Source organism: Achromobacter sp. E1, from assembly GCF_037039475.1.
In the GTDB taxonomy this organism is placed as follows: domain Bacteria; phylum Pseudomonadota; class Gammaproteobacteria; order Burkholderiales; family Burkholderiaceae_B; genus Achromobacter; species Achromobacter mucicolens.
The window spans coordinates 129,021-154,493 of sequence record NZ_CP146253.1 but is presented as its reverse complement, the minus strand read 5'-3'; the positions used below and the strand labels follow the sequence as shown (position 1 = coordinate 154,493).

General features: G+C 65.8%; 20 protein-coding genes. 14 read left to right on the top strand and 6 right to left on the bottom strand.

Features of this window, described 5'->3' with window-relative positions; translation table 11 throughout:
- The first annotated feature begins 89 nt into the window (after positions 1-89).
- The 7 genes from V6V88_RS00710 to V6V88_RS00680 all read left to right on the top strand — a co-directional run bounded on the left by V6V88_RS00710 (position 90) and on the right by V6V88_RS00680 (position 9,807).
- Positions 90-1,547 carry a DUF2868 domain-containing protein gene (locus V6V88_RS00710; protein ID WP_338617258.1) on the top strand — a complete coding sequence of 486 codons (1,458 nt, stop codon included), beginning with the start codon at positions 90-92 and terminating at the stop codon, positions 1,545-1,547.
- Positions 1,540-2,925, top strand: a complete 1,386-nt coding sequence (locus V6V88_RS00705; protein WP_062840163.1) for a GTPase/DUF3482 domain-containing protein — start codon at positions 1,540-1,542, stop codon at positions 2,923-2,925. Before V6V88_RS00710 ends, V6V88_RS00705 begins: the two co-directional genes overlap by 8 nt.
- Before the next feature lie 262 nt (positions 2,926-3,187).
- Complete coding sequence (locus V6V88_RS00700; RefSeq protein ID WP_280020365.1) at positions 3,188-4,795, top strand: ABC transporter substrate-binding protein; 1,608 nt, start codon at positions 3,188-3,190, stop codon at positions 4,793-4,795.
- Between the two features lie 119 nt (positions 4,796-4,914).
- Positions 4,915-5,886: an ABC transporter permease gene (locus V6V88_RS00695; protein WP_056327765.1), complete on the top strand. Its 972-nt coding sequence runs from the start codon at positions 4,915-4,917 to the stop codon at positions 5,884-5,886.
- 23 nt (positions 5,887-5,909) lie between these two features.
- Positions 5,910-6,836, top strand: coding sequence for an ABC transporter permease (locus V6V88_RS00690; RefSeq protein ID WP_223573838.1), 927 nt, complete (start codon positions 5,910-5,912; stop codon positions 6,834-6,836).
- 7 nt (positions 6,837-6,843) lie between these two features.
- A complete protein-coding gene (locus V6V88_RS00685; protein WP_062840160.1) occupies positions 6,844-8,571 on the top strand; it encodes an ABC transporter ATP-binding protein in 1,728 nt (575 codons plus the stop codon).
- Positions 8,572-8,598: 27 nt separating this feature from the next.
- Positions 8,599-9,807, top strand: coding sequence for an amidohydrolase family protein (locus V6V88_RS00680; protein WP_338617255.1), 1,209 nt, complete (start codon positions 8,599-8,601; stop codon positions 9,805-9,807).
- A 3-nt stretch (positions 9,808-9,810) separates the two neighbouring features.
- Here the strand turns inward: V6V88_RS00680 and V6V88_RS00675 are convergent, their stop codons facing one another.
- On the bottom strand, positions 9,811-11,262 hold the full coding sequence (locus tag V6V88_RS00675) for a DUF945 family protein (RefSeq protein WP_338617254.1): 1,452 nt from the start codon (positions 11,260-11,262) through the stop codon (positions 9,811-9,813).
- A 131-nt stretch (positions 11,263-11,393) separates the two neighbouring features.
- Complete coding sequence (locus tag V6V88_RS00670; RefSeq protein WP_338617252.1) at positions 11,394-12,866, bottom strand: YdgA family protein; 1,473 nt, start codon at positions 12,864-12,866, stop codon at positions 11,394-11,396.
- Between the two features lie 305 nt (positions 12,867-13,171).
- Between V6V88_RS00670 and V6V88_RS00665 the strand changes: the two genes are divergently transcribed.
- The 4 genes from V6V88_RS00665 (at position 13,172) to V6V88_RS00650 (ending at position 17,811) form a co-directional block, all read left to right on the top strand.
- Positions 13,172-14,707: a DEAD/DEAH box helicase gene (locus tag V6V88_RS00665; RefSeq protein ID WP_338617249.1), complete on the top strand. Its 1,536-nt coding sequence runs from the start codon at positions 13,172-13,174 to the stop codon at positions 14,705-14,707.
- Between the two features lie 45 nt (positions 14,708-14,752).
- The gene (locus V6V88_RS00660; RefSeq protein ID WP_062840156.1) at positions 14,753-15,382 is read left to right on the top strand and encodes a LysE family transporter; all 630 of its coding nucleotides are present in this window, start codon (positions 14,753-14,755) and stop codon (positions 15,380-15,382) included.
- Positions 15,383-15,491: 109 nt separating this feature from the next.
- The gene (locus V6V88_RS00655) at positions 15,492-17,099 is read left to right on the top strand and encodes a peptide chain release factor 3 (RefSeq protein ID WP_062840155.1); all 1,608 of its coding nucleotides are present in this window, start codon (positions 15,492-15,494) and stop codon (positions 17,097-17,099) included.
- A 37-nt stretch (positions 17,100-17,136) separates the two neighbouring features.
- Entirely contained in the window at positions 17,137-17,811 is a 675-nt protein-coding gene (locus V6V88_RS00650) for a hypothetical protein (RefSeq protein WP_062840154.1), read from the top strand.
- Positions 17,812-17,904: 93 nt separating this feature from the next.
- On the opposite strand, the gene bfr is transcribed toward V6V88_RS00650, so the two are convergent.
- Positions 17,905-18,381, bottom strand: coding sequence for a bacterioferritin (gene bfr / locus V6V88_RS00645; protein ID WP_056327755.1), 477 nt, complete (start codon positions 18,379-18,381; stop codon positions 17,905-17,907).
- A gap of 392 nt (positions 18,382-18,773) precedes the next feature.
- The gene (locus tag V6V88_RS00640; RefSeq protein ID WP_280004110.1) at positions 18,774-19,685 is read right to left on the bottom strand and encodes a DMT family transporter; all 912 of its coding nucleotides are present in this window, start codon (positions 19,683-19,685) and stop codon (positions 18,774-18,776) included.
- A gap of 133 nt (positions 19,686-19,818) precedes the next feature.
- Here V6V88_RS00640 and V6V88_RS00635 point away from each other — a divergent pair, with 133 nt between their 5' ends.
- Entirely contained in the window at positions 19,819-20,682 is an 864-nt protein-coding gene (locus tag V6V88_RS00635) for a LysR substrate-binding domain-containing protein (protein WP_142051936.1), read from the top strand.
- 29 nt (positions 20,683-20,711) lie between these two features.
- Here the strand turns inward: V6V88_RS00635 and V6V88_RS00630 are convergent, their stop codons facing one another.
- Positions 20,712-20,990, bottom strand: coding sequence for a (2Fe-2S)-binding protein (locus tag V6V88_RS00630; RefSeq protein ID WP_063954089.1), 279 nt, complete (start codon positions 20,988-20,990; stop codon positions 20,712-20,714).
- A 121-nt stretch (positions 20,991-21,111) separates the two neighbouring features.
- A complete protein-coding gene (gene rpoN / locus V6V88_RS00625; protein WP_056327751.1) occupies positions 21,112-22,557 on the bottom strand; it encodes an RNA polymerase factor sigma-54 in 1,446 nt (481 codons plus the stop codon).
- Between rpoN and V6V88_RS00620 the strand changes: the two genes are divergently transcribed.
- Positions 22,556-23,218 carry a hypothetical protein gene (locus V6V88_RS00620; protein WP_338617247.1) on the top strand — a complete coding sequence of 221 codons (663 nt, stop codon included), beginning with the start codon at positions 22,556-22,558 and terminating at the stop codon, positions 23,216-23,218. The two genes, rpoN and V6V88_RS00620, sit on opposite strands and share 2 nt — an antisense overlap.
- Positions 23,219-23,736: 518 nt before the next feature.
- Entirely contained in the window at positions 23,737-25,446 is a 1,710-nt protein-coding gene (leuA, locus tag V6V88_RS00615; RefSeq protein ID WP_062840150.1) for a 2-isopropylmalate synthase, read from the top strand.
- Positions 25,447-25,473: the final 27 nt, after the last annotated feature.

The following is a 25,473-nucleotide window of genomic DNA, read 5'->3' as shown; positions in this document are numbered from 1 at the left end:
CGCCGGCCGCAACACGCGGTCTACAATGGCGCATCGCCCTAGCGGCTTCACTTGGCCTTTGCCGGCCTTCTCCCGCCTGCACCGACGCGATGCCGTCCCCGACCTCTCGCGATACTTCCCCCCTCATCGACAGCGCCGTTCAGCGCCCCTTGCGCGCGCACTGGCTGGCCGAGCTGATCCGATTGCGCGAAGCGCACTGGGGACCGCTCGAGGACGCGCAGGCGGTGCGCCAGGTGCGCCAGCTCGATGCCGGCCTGCCGGCGCGCATCCTCGCCCGCGCCGCGCTGCTGGCGCAACGCGAAAATCTGATTCCCCTTGTCGATGGCTGGCGCCGCAGCGCCGTGGCCATGCTGGCCATCCTGTTCGTCTTGGCCGTGCTCTCCGGCGCGGCCGCCGCCCTGGGCGCGCTGGGCGACGGCACGCGGGCCGTGAACGTGCTGTGGGCGATGGGCGCGCTTCTGGGGCTGCACGCGCTCACCTTTCTGCTGTGGCTGGCGAGCTTTCTGCTGCGGCCCGCCGCCGTCACCGGCCTGGGCCGCCTCTGGCTGTGGGCCACGCGCAAGCTCGCGCGCGGCCCCGATGGCGCGCTGGTGCCACAGGCCTTCCTGAACCTGCTGACGCGCGCGGGCGCGTTGCGCGGCCTGTTCGGCAGCATCAGCCATCTGTTGTGGCTGACGGCGTTGTGCGCCGCGCTGGCGACGCTGCTGGTGGTGCTGTCCACCGCCAGCTACCGGTTCGTCTGGGCCACCACGCTGCTCGCGCCCGATACGTTTGTGTGGCTGACGCAGGCCATCGGCTGGCTGCCGGCGCATCTGGGCTTTCCGATGCCCGACGCCGCGACCATACGCGCCAGCGACGGCATGCAAGTCCTGCCGGCCAGCGCGCAGGCGCAGTGGTCGCTCTGGCTGATCGGCGTCCTCGTGGTCTACGGCATCGTGCCGCGCCTGATTGCCGACGCGCTGTGCGTCGCGGCCACGCTGCGGGCCTTGCGCCGCGTGCGCATCGATCCCGCACTGGCCGGTTTCTCCACGCTGCGCGACCGGCTTGAGCCGCCCGCGCTGTCCACCGGCATCGACCGGCCCGTCGATCCCCTGCACGAACCCCGCGTGCGGGCGCCGGCGCTGGACGGACTGGGCGGTCAACCGGTGCTGCTGGCGCTGAAACTGCCCGCGGATCTGCCGTGGCCGCCCGCGGACCTGCCGGACGGCATCCGGCAGGCGGGCAACCTGGACACGCGCGAAGAACGCAACCGCGTGCTGGACGCGCTGGCGCAATCGGCCGCCGCGCGCCTTTTGATCGCGTGCGATGCGCGCCAGACGCCGGATCGCGGCACGCTATCCCTGATCGCCGACTTGTCAGCGCACGCGGCGCAGACGCGGGTCTGGCTGATCCTGCCGCAAGCCGGCGCCCACGTCCCCGCCGGGGCCGGCAACGAAACCCGCGCCGAGCTTTGGCGCGACCGTCTGCTGGCGCTGGGCCTGCCGGCCGACGCCATCCTGCTGGCACCCGTTGCACCGCTAACCTGGCTGGAGACCGGCCATGGCTGAACTCATCAAGATCGCGCTCGTTGGCCACACCAATACCGGGAAGACGTCGCTGCTGCGCACGCTGACACGCGACACCACCTTCGGGGAAGTGGCTGATCGGCCGGGCACCACGCGCCACGTCGAAGGCGCCCGCCTGCGCCTGGATGGCCGGCCCGTGCTGGAATGGTTCGACACGCCCGGCATGGAAGACAGCATCGCATTGCTGGAATACCTGGAACGGCTGGATCGCCCCGGCGAACGGCTCGACGGCCCCGCGCGAATCCGCCGTTTCCTGGACACGCCCGAAGCGCATGGCCGCTTCGAACAAGAGGCCCGCGTGCTGACCAAGATGCTGGACTGCGACGCCGCGCTGTACGTGATCGACGCGCGCGATCCGGTGCTGGGCAAGCACCGCGACGAACTCGCCATCCTGGCCGCCTGCGGACGCCCGCTATTGCCGGTGCTGAACTTCGTCAATGCGCCGGCGCACCGCGCCGACGCGTGGCGCGATGCGATGGCGCGGCTGGGCCTGCACGCCGTCGTGGAGTTCGACACGATCGCGCCGCCGCTCGATGGCGAGCAGCAGCTGTACGCCAAGCTTGGCGTGCTGCTGGACCGTCACGCAGGCGCCCTGGCCCGGCTGTCGGACAGCCTGGCCGCGCAACGCCGCCAGCGCCACGCCGCGGCCTACGAGCTGGTCGCGGACCTGCTGATCGACGTGGCCGCGCTGCATGTGTCCAGCGCCAGCGACGACACGGCGCTTGCCGCCGCTTCAAGCCAGTTGCGCGACCAGGTGCGCCAGCGCGAGCAGACCTGCGTCAACGCGCTGCTCGCGCTCTACAACTTTCGCGCCTCGGATTACGCCGACGACGCGTTGCCCTTGCAGGGCGAGCGTTGGGGCATGGATCTTTTTCATCCGCAGGCGCTCAAGGACATGGGCGTGCAGGTGGGCATGGGCGCCGCCGCGGGCGCCATGGCCGGCGCGGCCGTCGACCTCATGAGCGCGGGTCTCAGCCTGGGCACCGGCATGCTGATCGGCGCGGCGGCCGGCGGCCTGTGGCAGGGCGTCGAAAAGCTGGGCAAGCGCGTGGCGGGAAAGCTGCGCGGTTATCGCGAGATCAGTGTCGACGATGCCGTGCTGCGGCTGCTGGCACTGCGCCAACGGCAGTTGATCGAAGCGCTGGAGCGCCGCGGCCACGCCGCGCGCGAACCGTTGCGCCTGGACCTTCCCGACGACGAGGCCTGGCGCAAGGGCCCCTTGCCGGACGCGCTGAAAGAAGCGCGCAGCCGGCCGGAATGGTCGGCCCTGGGTAAACACCATGAAGACAGCGACCGGCGCAAGCGCATGCTGCTCGAATTGGCGAAAACCCTAGCATCCGCGCCGCTCCCGGCCGATTGACCGGCGGCCCGCGCGCCTCGCAGCACGCACCATTCACGGCATCCGGCAAGCGCGTGAATACCCCAATCCAAACCAATTGACGCTTAAACGAATGCGTCGATAAGATTCGATCTGCATCGGCGCGGGTCCGTCCCCGTCATGCCAATCACAAGGGGTTGGGTCTATCGACTCCAGCAGCAACGCCATGCCCCGGATGCCCTTTGGGGCCGGGGCCCTGTCACTTCTGTCGCGCAATCCGCGCACCACACGGAGCATGAGGGCTATGCGTATTTTTCCCCACTTCAAGCAGGCGGCGCTTGCCGCTGCCGTGGCCGCCTCGCTGGCCTTCAGCGCCGGCGCGGCCGCCAAAACGCTGCACTGGTCGTATCAAGGCGATGCCACGTCGATGGACCCCATGGCACTGAACGAAACCTTCACGCTGGGGTTCCAGGGCAACATCTATGAAACGCTGGCGGGCTACGACGGCAACCTGAAGCTCACGCCGCTGCTCGCCGAGAGCTGGGAAAATCCCGAGCCCACCAAGTGGGTCTTCAAGCTGCGCAAGGGCGTCAAGTTCCATGACGGCTCGCCCTTTACCGCCGACGACGTGATCTTCTCGTGGAAGCGCAGCCTGACGCCGGGCTCGGACATGAAGGGCTATGGCGCCAAGGCCAGCGACATCAAGAAGGTGGACGACTACACCATCGAAGTCACCACGCCCACGCCCAACCCCATCCTGCCGCGCGAATGGGTGTTCTTGTACATCATGAGCAAGAACTGGGCGGAAAAGAACAAGACTACCGAGGCCACCAACGTCAAGGGCGACAACCAGGGCAATTACGCCAACCTGCACGCCAACGGCACCGGTCCCTTCATGCTGACCGAACGCCAGCCCGACGTGAAGACGGTGCTCAAACGCTACGACGGCTACTGGAACAAGGACATCAAGACCAACATCGACGAGGTCGTCTTCCAGCCCATCACGCAGGAAGCCACGCGTGTGGCCGCGCTGATCTCGGGCGAAATGGACGTCGTGCAGCCGGTTCCCGTGCAGGACTGGAAACGCCTGGAAGACGCCAAGGGCGTCAAGCCGCTGACCGCGCCCGAAGCCCGCGCCATCTTCATCGGCATGGACCAGGACCGCGACGAGCTGCTGTTCTCCGACGTGAAGGGCAAGAACCCGTTCAAGGACGCGCGTGTGCGCGAGGCCGTCGTGCTGGCCGTGGACACCAAGGCCATCAACGAGAAGATCATGCGCAACGCGGCCAAGCCGCTGGGCACCCTGATCGCCACGTCCATCAACGGCTACGACGAATCGTTCGGCGCGCCGTACAAGCCCGATCCCGAGCGCGCCAAGAAGCTGCTTGCCGAAGCCGGCTATCCCAAGGGCTTCACCGTGACGATGGACTGCCCGAACGACCGCTACGTCAACGACGAGAAGGTCTGCCAGGCCGTGGCCGGCATGCTGGCGCGCGTGGGCATCAAGATCAACCTGCTGGCGCAGACCAAGTCCAAGTACTTCGGCAAGATCCTGCTGCAGGCCGGCAACCAGACCAGCATGTACATGCTGGGCTGGACGCCCAGCTCCACCGATGCGCACAACACGCTCCTGAACCTGACCTCGTGCCGCGACGCCAAGACGGCCGCGGGCCAGTTCAACCTGGGCGGCTACTGCAACAAGAAGGTCGATGAGCTGACCAGCAAGATCGGCGTCGAAACCGATCAGGCCAAGCGCAACGCGATGATCAAGGAAGCCTTTGGCATCGTGCGCAGCGACTTCGGCTACCTGCCGCTGCACCAGCAGCCCATGTCGTGGGGCGTGAAGGACAACGTCACCGTCACCCAGCGCGCCGACGACGTGCTCGACCTGCGCAACGTCGTGCTGCCGTAAACGCCGCGTGATGCAATCCCGGGCGGCGCGCGCCGCCCGGACGCGCCCGGCCCAGCCCCTACTCCCGCCTCGCGCGCGGAACGCGGCCCGGCGCCGTCCGAACCAAAGGGCTCTCAGACATGCTTTCCTTTATTGCGCAGCGGCTGGTGCAGTCGGTGCTCGTGATGTTGACGGTGGCGCTGATTGCGTTCTCCATGTTCCGCTACGTGGGCGACCCGGTCGCCAGCATGGTCGGCCAGGACACCACGCCCGAACAACGCGCGCAGCTGCGCGAACAGCTCGGCCTGGACGATCCGTTCATCGTGCAGTACGCCCACTTCGTCGCCAACGCGGTGCAGGGCGATTTCGGCATGTCGTACCGGCACCGCCGCCCGGTCAGCGAGCTGCTTGAAGAGCGCATGCCGGCCACGCTGGAACTGTCGTTCGTGTCCGCCGTCATGGCGCTGGCGCTGGGCATTCCGATGGGCATCTACACCGCACTCAAGCGGCACGGCGTGCTGTCCAAGGCATTCATGGCGATTTCGCTGGCCGGCATTTCGCTGCCCACCTTTCTTATCGGCATCCTGCTCATCCTGTTCTTCGGCGTGCAGCTAAGATGGCTGCCCAGCTTCGGGCGCGGCGACGTCGTCAGCCTGGGATGGTGGACCACGGGCTTTCTGACTAAGTCCGGGTGGCTCGCGCTCATCATGCCCGCCATCACGCTGGCGCTCTTTCAGATGACCCTCATCATGCGTCTGGTGCGCGCCGAGATGCTGGAAGTGCTGCGCGCCGATTTCATCAAGTTCGCGCGGGCGCGCGGACTGCCGGAACGGCTGATCAATTTCCGCCACGCGCTCAAGAACACGATGGTGCCCGTCATCACCATCACCGGGCTTCAGCTCGGCTCCATCATTGCCTTCGCCATCATCACCGAGACGGTGTTCCAGTGGCCCGGCATGGGGCTGTTGTTCATCCAGGCCATCAGCATGGTGGACATCCCCGTCATGGCCGCGTATCTGGTGCTGATCGCCTTCATGTTCGTGGTCATCAACCTGGTCGTCGACCTGCTTTACTTCGCCGTGGACCCGCGTCTGCGCGTGCAGAGCAAATGAATAGCGGTAAAAAAGGAAATCGCATGATTGCTCGCATCGCCCCCTTCTTCACGCGCGCCGCCGACAGCGACCTGTGGCACAGCTTCAAGCGTTCGCCCGGCGCCATCGTCGCCGCGGTCGTCACGCTGGTCATCGTGCTGGGCGCGTTGTTCGCGCCCGTCGTGGCGCCGCACAACCCCTTCGATCTCGCGTCGCTCAGCATCATGGACGCCAACACGCCGCCGGCCTGGGAAGAGGGCGGCAGCCCCGACTTCCTGTTGGGCACGGACGATCAGGGCCGCGACATCCTGTCGGCCGTGATGTATGGCTCGCGCGTGTCGCTGCTGGTCGGCTTTGCCTCGGTGCTGTTCTCGATGGTGCTGGGCGTGACCCTCGGCCTCATCAGCGGCTACGCGGGCGGACGCGTGGACAGCTTCATCATGCGCATCGCCGACGTGCAGCTTTCGTTCCCGGCCATTCTGGTGGCGCTGCTGATCGACGGCGTGGCGCGCGGCCTGCTGCCGCGCGACATGCACGACCAGCTGGCGCTGTATGTGCTGATCTTCGCCATCGGCATTTCCGGCTGGGTGCAATACGCGCGCACGGTGCGCGGCTCCACGCTCGTCGAGCGCAACAAGGAGTACGTGCAGGCGGCCAAGCTGATCGGCATCGGCCCCATCACCATCCTGCGCCGCCACATCCTGCCCAACGTCATGGGGCCGGTGCTGGTCATCGCCACCATCCACCTGGCGGTGGCCATCATCACCGAGGCCACGCTGTCGTTCCTGGGCGTGGGCGTGCCGCCCACCGCGCCGTCGCTCGGCACGCTGATCCGCATCGGCAACAGCTATCTTTTCTCGGGCATGTGGTGGATCTCCATCTTCCCCGGCATCGCGCTGGTGGCGCTGGTGCTGTCGGTCAACCTGCTGGGCGACTGGCTGCGCGACGCGCTCAACCCCAAGCTGCGCTGAGGACGTCATGGCCCTTCTGAACATCGAAGACATCCGCATCGAATTTCCCAGCCGCCGCGGCACGCTGGTGGCGGTGGACGGCGTATCGCTCGCGCTTGAGAAAGGCGAGATCCTGGGCGTGGTCGGTGAATCCGGCGCGGGCAAGTCCACGATCGGCAACGCCGTCATCGGCCTGCTCGAAGCGCCCGGCCGCCTGGCGGGCGGCGCGGTGCTGCTGAACGGCGAACGCATCGATACGCTCACGCCCGCGCAGAAGCGCAAGGTTCGAGGCCGGCGCATCGGCATGATCTTCCAGGATCCGCTGACCTCGCTCGACCCGCTGCAGACCGTCGAAAGCCAGCTGGTGGAAACGATGCTGGTGCATCTGGATCTGACGCACGACGCGGCAAAAAAGCGCGCCGTGCAGCTTCTGGCGCAGGTCGGCATCGACCAGCCCGAACTGCGCGTGCAGCAGTATCCCCATCAGTTCTCGGGCGGCATGCGACAGCGCGTGGTCATTGCGCTGGCGTTGTGCTGCGAACCCGAAGTCATCATTGCCGACGAGCCCACCACCGCGCTGGACGTATCCATCCAGGCGCAAATTCTGGATCTGCTCAGAAAGCTGTGCCGCGAAGAGCAGGTCGGCATGATCATCATCACGCACGACATGGGCGTCATCGCCGACGTGACCGACCGCGTGGCCGTGCTGTATCACGGCAAGCTGGTCGAGCAAGGCCCCACGGCCAAGATCCTGGGCGACCCCGACCATCCCTACACCCGCAGCCTCATCTCGGCCGTGCCGCGTCCGGACATCAAGCTCCGGCGCTTTCCGCTGGTGACCTACATCGAGGACGTGAAGACGCCCGCGCAACCGCTGGACCTGGCCACGCACTGGCTGGGCCAGCGCCGGGACTTCGGCAAGCGCACCGAAGGTCCGCTGGTCCAGGCGCGCGACCTGTCGATGCGGTTCGTGCTCAAGAGCGCCTTCTTCAAGCGCAACCAGCGCACGCTGGACGCGGTCAAGCGCGTGAACCTGTCCATCGGCGAAGGCGAGGTCTTTGGGCTGGTCGGCGAATCGGGCTCCGGCAAATCGACGGTGGCGCGGTTGATCTCGGGGCTTTACACGCCCAGCGAAGGTTCGGTCACGTTTGGCGGCACCGACCTCACGGCGCTCAAGGGCGAGAAGGAACTGAACCCGTTCCGGCGGCAGATCCAGATGATCTTCCAGGATCCGTTCTCGTCGCTGAACCCGCGCATGCGCGTGCTGGACATCGTGGCCGAGCCGATCCGCTTTCACAAGCTGGCCGCCAGCGAAGCCGAAACGCGCCGCATCGTGGCCGACCTGCTGGACGTGGTGGGGTTGGGCAGCCGCGCCGCCGAACGCTTTCCGCACGAGTTCTCGGGCGGGCAACGCCAGCGCATCTGCATCGCGCGCGCGCTGGCCACGCGGCCGCGCTTTTTGATCTGCGATGAGCCCACCTCGGCGCTGGACGTGTCCATCCAGGCGCAGATTCTGAACCTGCTCAAGGATCTGCAGGAAGAGCTGGGCCTGACCATGCTGTTCATCAGCCACGACCTGCCGGTGATCCGGCAGATGTGCGACCGCGTCGGCGTGATGCGCCACGGCGAACTGCTGGAAGTGGCCGACACCGAATCCCTGTTCGAACATCCGCAGCATCCCTACAGCCAACACCTGCTCGGCCTGATGCCTCGCCTGCAGTCCATGTCCCGCGAGGGGCTGGACGTGGTGAGCTGACACCGCGCGCCCCCGGAGCCCACTGACATGACCGCGACACGGCAGACCCTCTTCATCGGCGGCAAGGTATTCGACGGAGAAGGGCAGACGCTGCCCGGACACGGCGTGCTGGTCGAAGGCGCGCGCGTGGCTCGCGTGGCGCCGGCTGCGGAATTCTCAGGCTACGCTGGCGCCCGCGTGGACACCACCGGCATGACGCTCATGCCCAGCCTGGCCGATTGCCACGTGCATCTGGTCTACACGGGCGGCGCCGACCCCAACGCGCAATTGAGCAAGCAGGGCCCCGCGCAGATCACGCTGACCGCGCTGGAGAACGCGCAGGCCAGCCTGCGCGGCGGCGTCACGGCGCTACGCGACTGCGGCGGCAAGGATTATCTGGAATTCGGCGTGCGCGACGCCATTGCGCGTGGCGTGTTCCCCGGTCCCACCATCAAGGCCTCGGGCCGCATCATCTGCATGACGGGCGGCCACGGCAACCGCATCGGCCGCGTGGCCGACGGCTGCGAGGAAGTCGTCAAGGCCGTGCGCGAACAGGTCCACGCGGGCTGCGACCTCGTGAAGATCATGGCCACGGGCGGCGTCATGACGCCGGGCGTCAGCCCGATGGACGCGCACTACAGCTTCGACGAGATGAAAGCGGGCGTGCACGAGGCCAAGCGCTTTCGCAAAAGCACCGCCAGTCACGCGCAGGGCACGCAGGGCATCCTGAATGCGGTGCGCGCGGGCATCGATTCGATCGAGCACGGCATCTTCATGGACGACGACTGCCTGCGCGAGATGCTGGAGGCCGAGACCTACCTGGTGCCGACCATAGCCGCCGTGCGCAACATCATCGCCAATGCCGACAACGGCATTCCCGCCTACGCGGTGGAAAAGGCCCGCGCGGTGGAACAGCGGCATCGCGAGTCGTTCCAGATGTACTACAAGGCGGGCGGACGCATCGCGCTGGGCACCGACGCGGGGACGCCGTTCAACCTGCACGGCGAGAACGCGATGGAGCTGGCGTACATGGTGGAGTTTGGCATGACGCCGGTGGACGCGTTGATCGCCGGCACGTCACGCGGCCATGACCTGATGGGCATGACCGATCACGGCGTGATTGTCGAGGGCAAGGTGGCCGACCTGCTGCTGGTGCAGGGCGACCCCGCCGAAGACATCATGAAGGCCGCCGACAAGCGCTTTCACGTGGCCGTGCTGCGCAACGGCGAACTTGCGGCGGGAGCCTTGCCGTTCTGAACCTCAGGGCGCCGGTGCGGCGCCCTGCGAGTTGCGCATGAACATCTGGCCCAGGAACATTTCGATGGGTATGCGCTTTCCGTTGATGCCGACTTGACCATCGCGGTAGTCCGCCTCGAACTGGATCACGCCGTCCTCGATACGGGCCCAGGATGTTGCCGCGACCAGGCCGCGCACGCCTGCGGCTTCCCGCTCGGCCGCCGACCGGGCCGCCTCACGCGTCGCGCCCTTCAATTCCGCCCGCGCCGCGATCACATCGGCCATGTTCTCAGGCGACAGCTTCAGCCGCACGCTCACGTTGCGCACGACTTCCTTGATGATGGCGATAGGGTCGCGCTTCCAGAATGACGGCGCGTCCAGGCCGATATCCAGGCTGAGCGTCGACGTGCCATGCGCCGTGTCGACCTGCAGCGTCGACAGCGTGAAGCTGGGGCGGGCCAGAAGAAACTTCAACATATGAGACGCGGCAAGCATTCCGTCGCCCGAAAGCGGATCGGCCTTTTGCGCTTGCAACGGCGAGCTTGCGGTGGCGTCCTGAAACGCCTTTAGCGACGCGACATCCAAGTCCTTGCCGCTCGCCGCCATCTGCAGCTTGGCCACATGCAAGTGGCGCACGCTGATGCTGCCGACATCGAGCGTCATCTTGCCGGTCATGCGCTCGGGGGTTCCGTCCGACCCCAGCGTCAGCGCAATGTCCTTCAGGCCCAATGGCAGCTTGTCCAGATCGGAAGCCCATTGCTTCACCGTCAGCGTCGTGCTGCTTGCGGTGGACTCGGGTGCGCCCGTCAATTCATGCGATAACGCCAGATCATTGAGGGTCAGCGTGTAAGGGTTGCCCTTGATAACTTCAGTCAGCGAGGCCTTGCCGATGGCCAAGGACACCGCGTCGCGCGTGCCGTCGCCGGCATGTGCGACCTGCGCCTGCAAACCCGAGAAGTCGAACGTGATCGGATCGGCGGCATACTTGACGGGCGCCAGCGCCAGATCGCCGGAAAAGTCGCGGTCATAAGCGATCAGGAAGTTCGCCGTCACGGGGGCCGATCCTCCAGCAGCCGCAAACCACGCGGCGGCATCGGGCGTCTCCGTCATATGCAGCCGGCCCGCCGCCATCACGGGCGCGACGTCGCCTGACGCAAGCCGAGAGGCGGGAAACGGACCGTGTTCAATGTTGCTCGTGAACGCAAACGCCTTCTCGGCAGGCTTGGGCCCAGACTGCACCGTGACCTTCGCACCGAACCGCGCTTCGGAAGAAAACACGCCACGTTCGAACGACAGCAGTTCCAGCGCCACGGGCACGCCCACCTTCGCACCCAGGCGCTGCGCCTGCGCATTCAACCCCTGCACGTCCTGCGCCAGCCGGGATTCGATCTCTTTGCCGGTGTACCACGCGGTGCCGACCCACGCCGCGGCCACCACCGCCACCAACGCGCCACCCGCCACGATCCGCTTGTTCATGTTGCCCCTGTCCGTTTGTGAAACCCCGGGATTGCCGCGATCGGTCGCGTCAAAGAAAAACGGGCTGTCGAAAGACAGCCCGTGTCAGGCGCGCCGAGACGACTGCGGCGCGCCATTCGTTTCGCGGCAGCTTAGCGCATGCCGCCCATCACGCCGCCCATCGCCATCATCAGGAACTGCTGCAGCGGCATCTTCTTGCCGTTGAAGTCCACCTGGCCGTCGGCGTAGTTCAGGTAGGTGACGATGTTGTCGTTCTCGACCTTGCCCAGACCCATCGCGGTGGCCATGGTGCCGACCATTTCCACCTGGCCCTTGGCGGTCTGCGCGGCCTGCTCGGGGGCCACGCCGCGCATTTGCGGTTCGATGGCCATCAGGTCCGCCAGGTTGCCCTTGGACAGCACCAGCTTGGCATCCAGCTTCTTCAGGGCCTGCAACGCCATGTCGGACGCCTCGCCTTCCAGCGCGGCCGGCTTGACCAGCGCCATGTTCAGGTTGAAGGTCGACGTGCCGTTGGCGGTGCGCACTTCCAGCGGGGACACGGCCAGCGTCGGATTGCCGGCCAAGAGCTGCTCGAAGTTGGTCTTGAGCGCGGCCTTTTCTTCTTCCGTGAACTGCGGCGTCTGCTCTTCACCATTACTTTGCAGCATGCGGCGCGAGGCGGCCTCATAGACGTCGTTCAGCGACTTCAGCGCCTTGGAGTCCAGGTTCTGCGCGTCGACGACCAGCTTCATGCCGGCCATGTCCTTGGCCTGCACGTTGATCATGCCGAAGTCCACCGCCATCTTGGCGCCCATGGCCGGACCGTTCTCGGTCATGTCCACGGCGATCGACGTGTCCTTGAGCTGGACGGGCGGCTTTTCGCGGGACGTGATCGTCCAGTCCTTGAACGTCAGCTTCTGGCTGCCGACGTACATCTCGTTGGCAGCCGGCTTCAGGTCGCTGGTCAGGCTGATGCCCTTGACCGCCATGGCGGTGATGTCGCTGTTGTCGGACGGGCCCGAGAGCTCCAGGCTGTCGGCAGCCACGTCGAAGACACCGCGCTTGGTGGAGGTGGCGTACTCAAAGTCGCCCTTCATGCCCGAGAAGACGAGCTTGGTGGCGTCCTTGGCGACTTCGACCGGCGCCATGTTGAACTTGCCGGAAATGTCCTTGCCGTAGCTGACGCTGTAGTGGCCCGAGAGCGGCACGGCGCCCTTGGCGGCGGCGAACCAGTCCTTGACCGTGTCCGTCTCTTCCAGCGCGAATTCGCTGGCCACCATGGCCGGCATGAACTTGCCCGACTTCAGGTTGGAGAACGGCAGGGGACCGTGGCTCAGGTGTTCGACGAACACCACGTCGCGCTCTTGCGCGGGCTTGCCGTCAGCGGCGGGCGTGGTGAACTTGATGCGGTAGCGCGACAACGAGGTGAAGACGCCGCGGTCGAACGAGACCAGTTCGGCGACGGCGTTGATGCCCCATTTGTCCGCAACCTTCTTGAGCTCGACGTTCGAGTCCTCGATGGCCTGCTTGACGAATTCCTCGGCCTTTTGGCCCGTGTACCAGGCCGTGCCGGTCCAGACCGCGCCCAGCGCGACGACGATGCCAACTATTGCCGATTTCTTCATTGCATCCCTTTTATTTTGAATAGATGAAAGCCGACGGATTATAGGGAGGGCCGACTAGGGAAAACACTTATTTTGTTCGAAGTTAATACGAAATATTGCTGTTTGATTCTATAGGGACCTTTTGACCACTTGCTGCGCCGCCACATCAGCTACAATCCGCTTCGTGCGCCAAGCCAATCTGCGCACGTCCGCTAGGCCCTTCGCTGCCAAGCTTCGCCCCTGATGGGCGCTTCCCTTTTCTCCTTATACCGACCGCCTGGATTGGAGTCTCTCAAATAGAGCGACAGGCTGCCGCTGGAGCTGTTTTGACTACCACTTCCCCTTTCGCCGACCTCGGGCTGGCTGATTCGCTGTTGCGCGCCATTGCCGATACCGGCTACACCGCGCCCACGCCCATTCAGGCCCAGGCCATTCCCCAAGTGCTGAAAGGCGGCGACCTGCTTGCAGCCGCTCAAACCGGCACCGGCAAGACCGCCGGTTTCACGCTGCCGATCCTGCAGCTGTTGTCGCAGAAAAAGCCCGAGGCTCGCAAGCCTGGCCGCCCCCGTTGCCTGATCCTGACCCCGACGCGTGAACTGACCGCACAGGTGGCCGAATCGGTGCAGACCTATGGCAAGTACACCTCGCTGACGTCCATGGTGATGTTCGGCGGCGTCAATATCAACCCCCAGATCTCCGCACTGCGCAAGCCGCTGGACATCCTGGTCGCCACCCCGGGCCGCCTCTTGGACCACTGCGGCCAGAAGACGGTGGACCTGTCGGGCGTGGAAATCCTGGTGCTGGACGAAGCCGACCGCATGCTGGACATGGGCTTCATCCGCGACATCCGCAAGATTCTCGCCCTGTTGCCCAAGCAGCGCCAGAACCTGCTCTTCTCGGCCACGTTCTCCGACGAGATCCGCACGCTTGCGCGCGGCGTCCTGAACAATCCGGGCGAAGTCTCGGTCACCCCGCGCAACACCGCCACCGAACTCGTCACGCAGACCGTGCACATGGTCGAGCAGCACCACAAGCGCGACCTGATCAGCCACATCATCCGTGAAAGCGGCTGGCACCAGGTGCTGGTCTTCACGCGCACCAAGCACGGCGCCAACCGCCTGGCCGAAAAGCTCGTCAAGGACGGCCTGACCGCCGCGGCCATCCACGGCAACAAGAGCCAATCGGCCCGCACGCGCGCGCTGGCCGGCTTCAAGGACAGCACCGTGACCGTGCTGGTCGCCACCGACATCGCCGCCCGGGGCCTGGACATCGACCAGCTGCCCCAGGTCGTGAACTTCGAGCTGCCCAACGTGCCGGAAGACTACGTCCACCGCATCGGCCGCACGGGCCGCGCGGGCGCCACCGGCGCCGCGGTCTCGCTGGTCGACAACAGCGAAATCAAGCTGCTCAAGGACATCGAGCGCCTGATCAAGAAGACCATCGAGCGCAAGCCGGTGGAAGGCTGGACGCCTCCGGCCACCAGCGCGGCGTCGTTCGAGCGCCAGGAGCGTGACGAAGACACGCGCAACATGCGCGGCGGCCATCGCAATGGCGGCCGCGGCGGCAACGGCGGCTCGGGCCGCTCGCGTCCCGCCCAGGGCCAGCCGCGCGCGGCGGCAGGCGGCCGCGCGCCCGCGCCGGCCCGCGCCGGTGAAGGCCGTGGCAATGCCGGTTCGCGCGAGGGCAAGCCCGCCGACCGTCCGGCTCACGCCGGCCGCGCCGAAGGCCGTCCCCAGCAGAACCGCCGTCCTGAAGGTTCTTCGCGCCCGGCCGGCAATGCGCCCGCCGGCCGCCCGGCCGAAGGACGCTCGGGCCAAGGCCGTCCGGGCGGTGCGCCCCGCGCCGCGCTGCTGAGCAAGTAATATCACTGGCAACCTCGACACTGCGACCCACGGACCCGCGCCATCATGCCTTTATCCACCTGGTTGACGTTCTTCCTGGCTTCCTGGGCCATTTCGTTCTCACCGGGCGCCGGCGCGATCTCGGCCATGTCGTCAGGCCTGAAGTACGGCTTTGCTCGCGGCTACTGGAACACGGCAGGCCTGATCCTGGGCATCCTGTTCCAGTTCGTCGTGGTGGCCGTGGGCCTGGGCGCCGTGCTCGCCACCTCGGAAATGGCGTTCAACGTCGTCAAGTACCTGGGGGTGGCCTACCTGGTCTACCTCGGCGTGCGCCAGATCCGCACGGATGCCGCACCCGTTGCGGTGGACGCGGGCGATCCCCGCAAGGCGTCCATCCGCGATCTGGTGATGCGCGGTTTCCTGATCAACACCATGAACCCAAAGGGCACCGTGTTCCTGTTGGCCGTGGTGCCGCAATTTGTGGACCCCGCGCTCTCCTTGACGCCGCAGTACGCGGCGCTTGCGGCAACGCTGGCGTTCACCGACCTGGTGGCGATGGGCGTGTATACGCTGCTGGCGGCGCGCGTGTTGCGCCTCTTGCGCGATGCCAAGCACATCCGCTGGATGAACCGGACCTTCGGGTCGCTCTTCATCCTGGCGGGCGTGTTCCTGGCGACCTTCCGCCGCCACAACTGAATCAAAAAGCGTGGGGCACGTGCCGGCAACGGCGCGTGCCCCACATGTTTTCGTGCACGACACCGGACCGCGCCGGCCTGATTGACGGCGCCAAGCAGAAACCTCCGATATGAGCATTTCCAACGAAGTCGCACGGCGCCGTACGTTCGCCATCATTTCCCACCCTGACGCGGGCAAGACCACGCTGACGGAAAAGCTGCTGCTGTTCGCAGGCGCGATCCAGATCGCCGGCAGCGTCAAGGCGCGTAAGGCGTCGCGCCATGCCTCGTCCGACTGGATGGAAATCGAAAAGCAGCGCGGCATTTCCGTGGCGTCTTCGGTGATGCAGATGGAATACCGCGACTGCGTCATCAACCTGCTCGACACCCCGGGCCACCAGGACTTCTCCGAAGACACGTACCGCGTGCTGACGGCGGTGGACGCCGCGCTGATGGTGATCGACGCGGCCAACGGCGTCGAGCCGCAGACCATCCGCCTCCTTCAGGTCTGCCGGGCGCGCAACACGCCGATCATCACGTTCATCAACAAGATGGACCGCGAAGTGCGCGAGCCCCTGGAACTGCTGTCGGAAATCGAAGGGCACCTTGGCATGGACGCCGTGCCGTTCTCGTGGCCGGTGGGCATGGGCAAGTCGTTCGGCGGGGTGTTCGACATCCGCCGCGACCGCATGCGCGTGTTCCGTCCTGGCCAGGAGCGCCGTTCCGACAACGACGACTTCATCGAAGGTCTGACCAACCCCGAGATCGCCAAGCGCTTTGGCGGGGCGTTCGATCAGGCCAGCGGCGAGATCGAGCTCATCAACGAAGCAGCGCCGGCGTTCGACCGCGACCAGTTCCTGGCCGGCAAGCAGACGCCCGTGTTCTTCGGTTCCGCCATCAACAACTTCGGCGTGCAGGAAGTGCTGGACGCCCTGGTCGACCAGGCGCCGCCCCCGGGCCCGCGCACGGCCCTGCAACGCGAAGTGCAGCCCGAAGAACCCAAGTTCACCGGCGTCGTCTTCAAGGTGCAGGCCAACATGGACCCGGCGCACCGCGACCGCGTTGCATTCGTGCGCGTGAGCTCCGGCCGCTTTGAACGGGGCATGCGCCTGAAAGTGGCGCGCACCAACAAGGAAATGCGCCCGAACAACGTGGTGTCGTTCCTGTCGCAGCGCCGCGAACTCCTGGACGAGGCCTACGCCGGCGACGTCATCGGCATCCCCAACCACGGCGTGCTGCAACTGGGCGACGTGCTGACCGAAGGCGAGACCCTGCAGTTCACCGGGCTGCCGTTCTTCGCCCCGGAACTGTTCCAGGCGGTCGAAGTGAAAGACCCGCTGCGCACGAAGCAGCTGCGCACCGGCCTCACCCAATTGGGCGAGGAAGGCGCCATTCAGGTGTTCCGTCCCGATGTCGCCGGCGGCTCGCTGCTCTTGGGCGCGGTCGGCCAACTGCAGTTCGAAGTGGTCGCGCACCGCCTGAAGACCGAGTATGGCGTCGAGGCCCGGATGCTGCCGTCGCGCTACACAATGGCACGTTGGATTACGTCTGAAAACCCCAAGGCGCTGCGCAAGTTCATGGATGCCAATGCCGCCCATATCGCCTATGATGTGGTCGATGCTGCGGCGTTTTTGATCGGTTCTCCCGCGCAGTTGCGCGTCGCCGAGGAACTGTATCCCGATGTGAAATTCCATGCCATGCGGGAGCACGGCGGCAAGGTTTTCGGAGACAAAGCGTAGACCCGTTCGGGTTCCGCACGGCAGATTGAGGGTAGCAATGTCTTGGCGTTTTTTGATCGCAACGCTCCTGATCGCGCTCGGCGCGTCGGCTTGGGGCGGTATTCAACTGGGTGACTGGCTGGTGGCGCACGCGCCCGCGGCCGCACCCGCTCCTGGGCAGGACGCCGCCGCGTCCCAGCAGCCCGTGCTGGACGCCAATGGCCGTCCGTACGTGGCGCAGCCGCCGCAACCGCGCATCGATGGCACGCTGGGCGTGCCGGACAAGCCGGCCGACCGCGAATGGCAGGTCAATACCGTGTCGCTGTTCGACACGGTCAGCGACCCGGCCGTCCAGATCTCTCGCGAACGCATCAGCCCCGAACAGGCGCGCGAAATCGCTGCCTCGTCGCAGGTGCCGCTGCCCTCGGGCACGTCGGACGTCAGCACCATGGACCTGCTGGTTCCGGGCACGTCGACCGCCATTAATGGCGGCGTGGCCGCCGGCGGCAGCTACGGCACGCCGCAAATGGTGCAGGCGCCCCCGCCGCCGCCCAACACGGCGCCGGCTCCCGGCGCGCAGGGCTGGCAGGATGCGCTGCGGCGCGAACTGGCCCATTGCGCCACGCAAGGCTTCTTCGAGCGTCCCTCGTGTTCCTGGAACGCGCGCAACAAATACTGCGCACCGAACCGAGCCTGGGGCACGATGGCCGAATGCCCGGCCCGTCCGCAGTAAGGTCTCTGCAGCGGCATATCAGCCTGCCTGCACAGCTTTCCGGCATAAAAAATGGCGCCCCGCGGGGCGCCATTTCCTTTGCAGCCAAGTGCCTTATTCGGGCACGGACATCTGGCTTTGCAGGTAGTTCTGGATGCCGACCTTGTCGATCAGGTCGATCTGGGTTTCCAGGTAGTCGATGTGCTCTTCGGTGTCGTCCAGAATGTCCTGGAACAGATCGCGCGACACGTAGTCCCGCACCGATTCGCAATACGCAATGGCTTCCTTGACGGTTGCCTGGGCAGCCGTCTCGAGCTTCAGGTCACAGGCCAGCAGTTCCGGCACGTCTTCACCGATCAGCAGCTTGTGCAGGTCTTGCAGATTGGGCAGGCCGTCCAGCATGAAAATGCGGGCGATCAGACGATCGGCATGCTTCATTTCGCCGATCGATTCTTCGTACTCGTGCTTGCCCAGCTTGTCGAAGCCCCAATGGTTCAGCATGCGGGCATGCAGGAAGTATTGGTTGATGGCCGTCAGCTCATTGGTCAGTTGCTTGTTGAGAAACTGGATGACGGTTTTGTCGCCTTTCATGATGGACTCCTTGCAGTCAGGCGCGACGCGAGCGCATCGCGACAAAGGAGCGCACGATGCCGCGCGTACGCAACCCGTGCAGACTACCATTCGGCGCAGGGCCGCGCCTAGCCTTGCGCTGCATTTGGTAAACGGCTTTAGGAGCGCAACAAGAAAGCGACAAGCTAATGAGAATGAGTATGCGTGCGTGAGGCCTTGCATGCTCGGGGACGGATTGGCGCGGCTTTGCGATGCGCGTCACGCCGAATCGGACGCGCACACGCCGGGCTTTGTTCGCCGGATGCGCATTGATGGTGCCCGATCCTGCCCTGCCAGCGCAACGCGCGCGCTCGTTGCATATCAGCAACCGCAGCGGGTCGTATTGACCGCCCTCAATATTGACCGCTCACAACCTACGCGGTGCGCCGCGTCGCGAGCCAGATGCCGAACGCGATGGGAACGATGCCCAGCAGGTCCAGCCACGAAACGGGCTCGCGCAGCACTACCCATCCGAAGAGCAGGCCCAATGGCGGCATCAGGAAATGCAGCGCGCTCGCCGACGTGGCGCTGGCGCGGCCCAGGATCATGAACCACAGGTAGTAGCCGCCCATCGACACCGCCACGATCATGTAGGCCATGCTCCAGATCAGGCTCGTGGTCAGGCGCGCATCGCCCAGGCTCTCGGTGGCCAGCGCAAATGGCAGCAGCGCCGCGGCGCCGGCCAGCGACTGAATGCCGGTCGACGTCCACAGACCGGAAGTGGGCTTGAGCCGCTTGTAGAGCAGCGTGCCGGCCACCAGCGCCACCAGGCCACCCGTGACGAGCAGCGTCCCGTGCAGGTCTTCCTGCATGCCGGTCAAACGCGACCGCAACACCAGGGCGACGCCCGCCAGGCCCAGACACAGCCCGAGCATTTTGCGCCAGCTCAGACGCTCGCCCAGCATCGGCCCGGCCAGCACGCCGATGAGCAGCGGATTCGTGCTGATGAGCACGGCCGTGAACGCGGACGACACCGTGGTCATCCCCGACCAGCTCAGGCCCAGATACAGCGCGTTGTTGAGCACCCCCAGCAGGACCAGCGCCGCCAGGTCGCGGCCGGAAGGCAGCTTCCAGCGGCCGCTGGCCGCTGCCAGTCCCAGCATCAGCGCGCCCGCAATCAGGAAACGGATCGTCAGCAGAGTAAGCGGCGGACAATCGCGCACCGCGATCTTCGCGGCGGCAAAGGCCGAACTCCACAGAAAGCAGAACGCGGCGATCGGCGCCAGGCTGATGCCAGGGCGGTCGTTCGCGGGCAAGGCGCAAGCAGAGGTGGAGAGAGCCTTCATGGCGGGTCCGGCAATGTGGGACTGCGGCCGCGGTGGCGGCGGGATGCAGGCATTCTCCTCGCGGCCCCATCCATTGACAAACTCTTTATTCGGATCGAAAGTATTTGAAAATCAAATGGCTCGGGGGTGCCCCATGCTTGATCTCGACCTGTTGCACAGCTTTGTGTCGGTGGTGGATGCCGGCGGATTCACAGCCGCCGGCGAACGCGTGCACCGCAGCCAGTCCACCGTCAGCCAGCAGATCCGCAAGCTTGAAGACACGCTGGAATGCCCGTTATTTTTGCGCGAGGGCCGCCAGGTTCAGCTCACCGAGGAAGGCGAACGCCTGTTGGGTTACGCGCGCCGGATGCTGGCGTTATCCACCGAGGTCCGCGAAGCCGTCAGCGGCCGCAAGCGCGTGGACGTGATCCGCCTGGGTATTCCGGACGATTTTGCGGTCGACGCGCTGACGGCGGTCGTCGCCCAATTCGCGCGGACACGGCCGGGCGTGCAGTTGTCGGTGCGTTGCGATCTGACCGCCGTCCTGACCCGCAGCCTGGAGCGCGGGGATCTGGACGTGGCGTTGCTCAAACGTGAGCCCGGTGCGGGCGCGGCGTTGGCGGCATGGCCGGAACGGCTGCACTGGATCGGTAGCGATTCGGTGCAGCTTGCCCTGGGCGCGGAGGCGCCGGTGCCCCTGGTCGCCTTTCCGCAGGGCTGCATCTACCGCAACCGTGCGATCCACGCGCTGGAATCGGCCGGACGGCGCTGGCGCATCGCCTATGAAAGCCCGAACCTGTCGGGGGTGCAGGCCGCCCTGGCCGGCGGCCTGGGCATCGCGCTGCTGGAACGCCGCTGCATCGGCGCCGGCCACCGGATCCTGGACGTGGGCCTGCCCGCAGTACCGCCTTCGGAATTGGCGTTATGCGTGGCCGGCCCCGCACGTGAACCCGCGCGTCAGCTGGCGATGGATATCAGGGATTTTTGCGAGAAGGAAATGACGCGGCTCGCCGCATGAAGGCAGCGAGCCGGTAAAGACACCAATGCTCAGGCGATGGCAACCAGCGGAATCGGGAAGCTGCTGTTGGCAGCCGGCGTGTCCGATTCGACAAGGGCGGGAGCATTGACCGGAACCGCGATGGAGCGCACGTCGCACACGCTGGAGCAGCGGCCGCCCGGCAGGTATTCGGCGGCGGTTGCCGCGCAGCAGCCGCAGCACGTGGCCACGCCCAGCTCGAACTGCAGGTCGGAAAGCGTCGACGCGCCGGCGTCCACGCTGGCGCGGACTTGGCGTTCGGTGATGGCATTACATACGCAAATGTACATGCGAATGATTATCGAAAAATATTCATGCCCTGACAAGCCCTTCGCGCAAATAAATTTGCAACCGAACTGTCACGCAAGCCGTTGAAAACAGGGACGAATTTGCCGAAGCACGTCCCTTATTTCAGCGTGCGGAGGCTTGCGCCTTGCGCAGCGCGGCGGGGGCAATCCGCAGCGCTTCACGGTACTTTGCCACCGTCCGGCGCGCAATCACTATCCCCTGATCGGCCAGTTTTTGCATGATCTGGCTATCCGACAACGGCTTGGCGCGGTTCTCGTCGGCCACCATCTGGCGGATGTAGGTCTGCACCGCGGTGGCCGACGTGGCGTCGCCGCCTTCTGTCGACACGCCTGTTCCAAAGAAGCGCTTGAGCTCCAGCGTGCCGAACGGAGTGAGCATGTACTTCTGTGTTGTGGCCCGCGAAATGGTCGATTCATGTAAGCCCAGCTCACCGGCGATGTCCTTCAGGATGAGCGGACGCATCGCCGCCGGCCCCTGGCTGAAGAAAGCCGTCTGACGCTCGACGATGGCCTGCGACACGCGCAGGATGGTGTCAAAGCGCTGCTCCACGTTGCGGATCATCCATTTGGCCTGCTGCAGCTGGGCCTGCAGGCCGGCGTGGGCGGATTCCTTCTGGTTGCCCAGCATCTGGGCGTACAGCCCATTGATCTGCAGCCGAGGCACCGCGGCGCTATTCAGCGTGGCCTGCCAGCCGCGCCGCGTCTTGCGGACGATGACGTCCGGCACTGCGTACTCGGCCGCCGGCACGGTCCAGGCCCGGCCCGGCCGGGGTTCCAGGCGCAGGATCAGCGAATGCGCCGCGCGGAACGTGGTCTCGTCGCAGCCGACCGCCGCACACAGACGCGCGGCGTTGCCGGTTGCCAACAGCGGCAGGTGCTCGGCGCAGATCCGGCGCGCACAGGCAAGCACGACGGGGTCAGCCGCCTCCGGCAGCAAGGTGAGATCGGGATTGCGCAGTTGCAGTTGCAGGCATTCAGCCATGTCGCGCGCGCCGATGCCCACCGGGTCGAACGATTGCAGAAGCGACAGGGCGGCGCGCAGCTCGTCCATGTCGGGCTCCATTTCGGCAGGGAGCCAACCCAGAATTTCATCCAGCGGCGAACCCAGGTAGCCGTTTTCGTCCAGTTCGTCGATCAGCAGGGACGCCAGCGCGGCATCGCGCGGCGCGGCGCGCGTCAGGGCAAGCTGACCCAGCAGATGTTCGCGCAGCGTGTCCGGCCGCGCCGCCTCGGGCAGGCTGGCGTCGTCGTCGGGATACACCCCGCCCGAGCCAGGCATCTCGTCGATGGCGGTCTCGCGCTCGGCCGCCGGTTCGTCGTCCTGAACCGAAGATTCGCGCTCGGATTCGGCCCGATCCTCCGCCGTCGCCGGCTCGTCCTCGCGATCCAGCAGGGGATTCTCGGCCAGCACTTGCGAGATTTCCGCTTCAAGGTCGAGCGTGGACAACTGCAACAATCGGATCGATTGCTGAAGTTGTGGGGTCAGCGTCAGGTGCTGGCCAGGCCGCAGTTCTAAAATTGGACGGGTCATAGGTACAATATTTTGCATGATGAATCTGACTTCGCCCGCAAGCGTTCGCCAGGACTGCCGATTGATCGGTCAGACCCTGCTCAAACTGGCGCTTCCCCGACTCGTTCTGCGCGCGATCGTCATCGCCGTCGCCCTGGTTGTCTGGTATCTCGTCGCCACGTGGATACTGGATTTCGGCAAGCGCATGAACTATGACTTTCTGCACACGCTGGGCCAGCCGACCATGGACATGGCGCAGCGGATCAACCCCTATCTCTGGTGGGTGATTGCCGGCATCTGGACGCTGATCGTCTTCTTCTCGGTGCGCGCGTGGTTCTACGCCAGCCTGGCTTCCGGCGCCGCAACGCCCGTCGGCACGGATACGCTGGCCGAACTGGCGCCGAACCTGTCCGAGGAATCGCTGGGCGTGCTGCGCTGGACGTGGGGCGACCGCCAGGAACCCTTCACCGTCGGCGACCTGCGCCGCTCGCTGTACGAGCTGCGCCACAACCGCGTCGGCAAGATCGACATGGTGGCCGAGCAGGCCCGGATTCTTGAAGGTGCCGCCAACCGGCCGACCCGGGATCCTCGGGATGACGGCCGCCGCAGTGACGACCGACGCATTGATCCCCGGGTTGACGGTCCGCGCGAACCGCGTGGCGATCGTTACGTCGAACCCCGCATCGGCCCAGCCCGTTAATTTCACTTATCCAAATCCGACTCAAGGCCGCCGCAAGGCGGCCTTGCTGTTTGCGCCGCCAATCCCCGCCAACGTCCCCGATCGACCGAGAAAACAGCCACAAGCTCCCGGATCAAGCGGCCTTACCGAGCTGCCTGCGATCCCGCGCAAACGCCCGCACCGCGATCCGTCCCTCGCTTTTTCCGTTTGCGCTTCCCGAAAAAGTGTGTTTGACTAGCACCCTATGGCCGCTCACCGCACCCCCTTCGCGATTGCCTCCGGACGCTCCGCCGCTCCGGTCGCCGGCCTGCGCGCTCGTACCTCCTTCATCGCGCTATCGCTATTGCTACCGATCGGTTGCCGGGCCTAGTGTCCCCGTGGTAGCTCGGCAGCCACGCTTGCCACACGCGATTTTCCCCTTTTATCTCTGAATCCTGCCGTCCATCACGGCAACCCCTGGCACAAGACCGTCATCCGGTCGCGATGCCGACGAGCGCCAAGCGCGCCGGGATTCACAAGAAACCGATCGAGGTGTAGTGATGATGCTTGCCAACCCCGCCACCAAATACGTCCCCTTCGCGCCCTTTGCCCGCGATTTCTCCGAACGCACCTGGCCCAGCCGCCGCATCACCAAGGCGCCGATCTGGATGAGCACGGACCTGCGCGACGGCAATCAGGCGCTGATCGAGCCGATGAGCGTGGAACGCAAGGTCCGCTTCTTCGAGCAGCTCGTGAAGATCGGCTTCAAGGAAATCGAAGTGGGCTTTCCGTCCGCATCGCAGACCGACTTCGATTTCGTGCGCAAGCTCATCGATGAAAAGCGCATTCCCGACGACGTGACCATCATCGTGCTGACCCAGTCGCGCGAAGACCTGATCAGCCGCACCGTGGAAGCCGCCGCCGGCGCCAAGCAGGCCATCGTCCACATGTACAACGCCTGCGCGCCCGCCTTCCGCAAGGTGGTGTTCAACATGTCCAAGGACGAGATCAAGAACATCGCCACGACCGGCACGCGCCTCATCAAGCAGTACACGTCGCAACGCCCCGAAACGAAGTGGGGCTACGAATACTCGCCCGAGGTCTTCAGCACGACCGAACCCGAATTCGCGCTGGAAGTGTCCAACGCCGTGGCCGACGTCTGGCAGCCCACGCCCGACGCCAAGATGGTGCTGAACCTGCCCGCCACGATCGAAGCCACCACGCCCAACCTGTACGCCGACCAGATCGAGTGGATGCACAAGAACCTGGCCCGCCGCGACAGCATCGTGCTCAGCGTCCACCCGCACAATGACCGCGGCACCGCTGTTGCCGCCGCCGAATTTGCGGTGATGGCCGGCGCCGACCGCATCGAGGGTTGCCTCTTTGGCAGCGGCGAGCGCACCGGCAACGTCGACCTCGTCACGCTGGCCCTGAACCTCTACACGCAAGGCGTGCATCCCGGCCTGGACTTCTCGGACATCGACGAAGTGCGCCGCTGCGCCGAATACTGCAACCAGTTGCCCGTCCATCCGCGCCATCCGTACGCCGGCGACCTCGTCTTTACCGCATTCTCGGGCTCGCACCAGGACGCCATCAAGAAGGGCTTTGCGTTGCAGAAGCCGGACGCGGTCTGGGAAGTGCCTTACTTGCCGATCGACCCCGCCGACCTCGGCCGCAGCTACGACGCCGTGATCCGCGTGAACAGCCAGTCGGGCAAGGGCGGCGTGTCGTACCTGCTTGAGCAGGAACATGGCCTGGTGTTGCCGCGCCGCCTGCAGATCGAATTCAGCCGCGCCATCCAGCGCGTCACGGACGAGACCGGCCGCGAAGTCACCGCCGACGACGTGCACACGATCTTCAACCGCGAATACCTTGAGCAAAAGGCGCCGTGGAAGCTGATCCGCCATCGCATCGACGGCGACCCGTCGGCCGGCGAAGGCCAGCACTTCAGCATCGAAGCCGAACTTGAATTCAACGGCGAACGCCGTGTGGTGCGCGGCAAGGGCGACGGCGCGATTTCCGCCTTCGTGGCCGCGCTGGACGTGCCGGTTCGCATCATGGACTACCACGAGCACGCCATCGGCACCGGCACCGGCACGCGCGCCGCGTCCTACGTCGAACTGCGCGTTGGCGAATCCGCCACGGGCTTTGGCGTGGGCATCGACCGCGACATCGTGACGGCGTCGTTCCAGGCCGTGCTGAGCGCCGTGAACCGCCACATCAATTCGGGCGCCGTCACCGCCGAACAGGAAACCGCCGAAGCCGTGTGATCCACGACCAGGCCTGAAGCCCCCGAC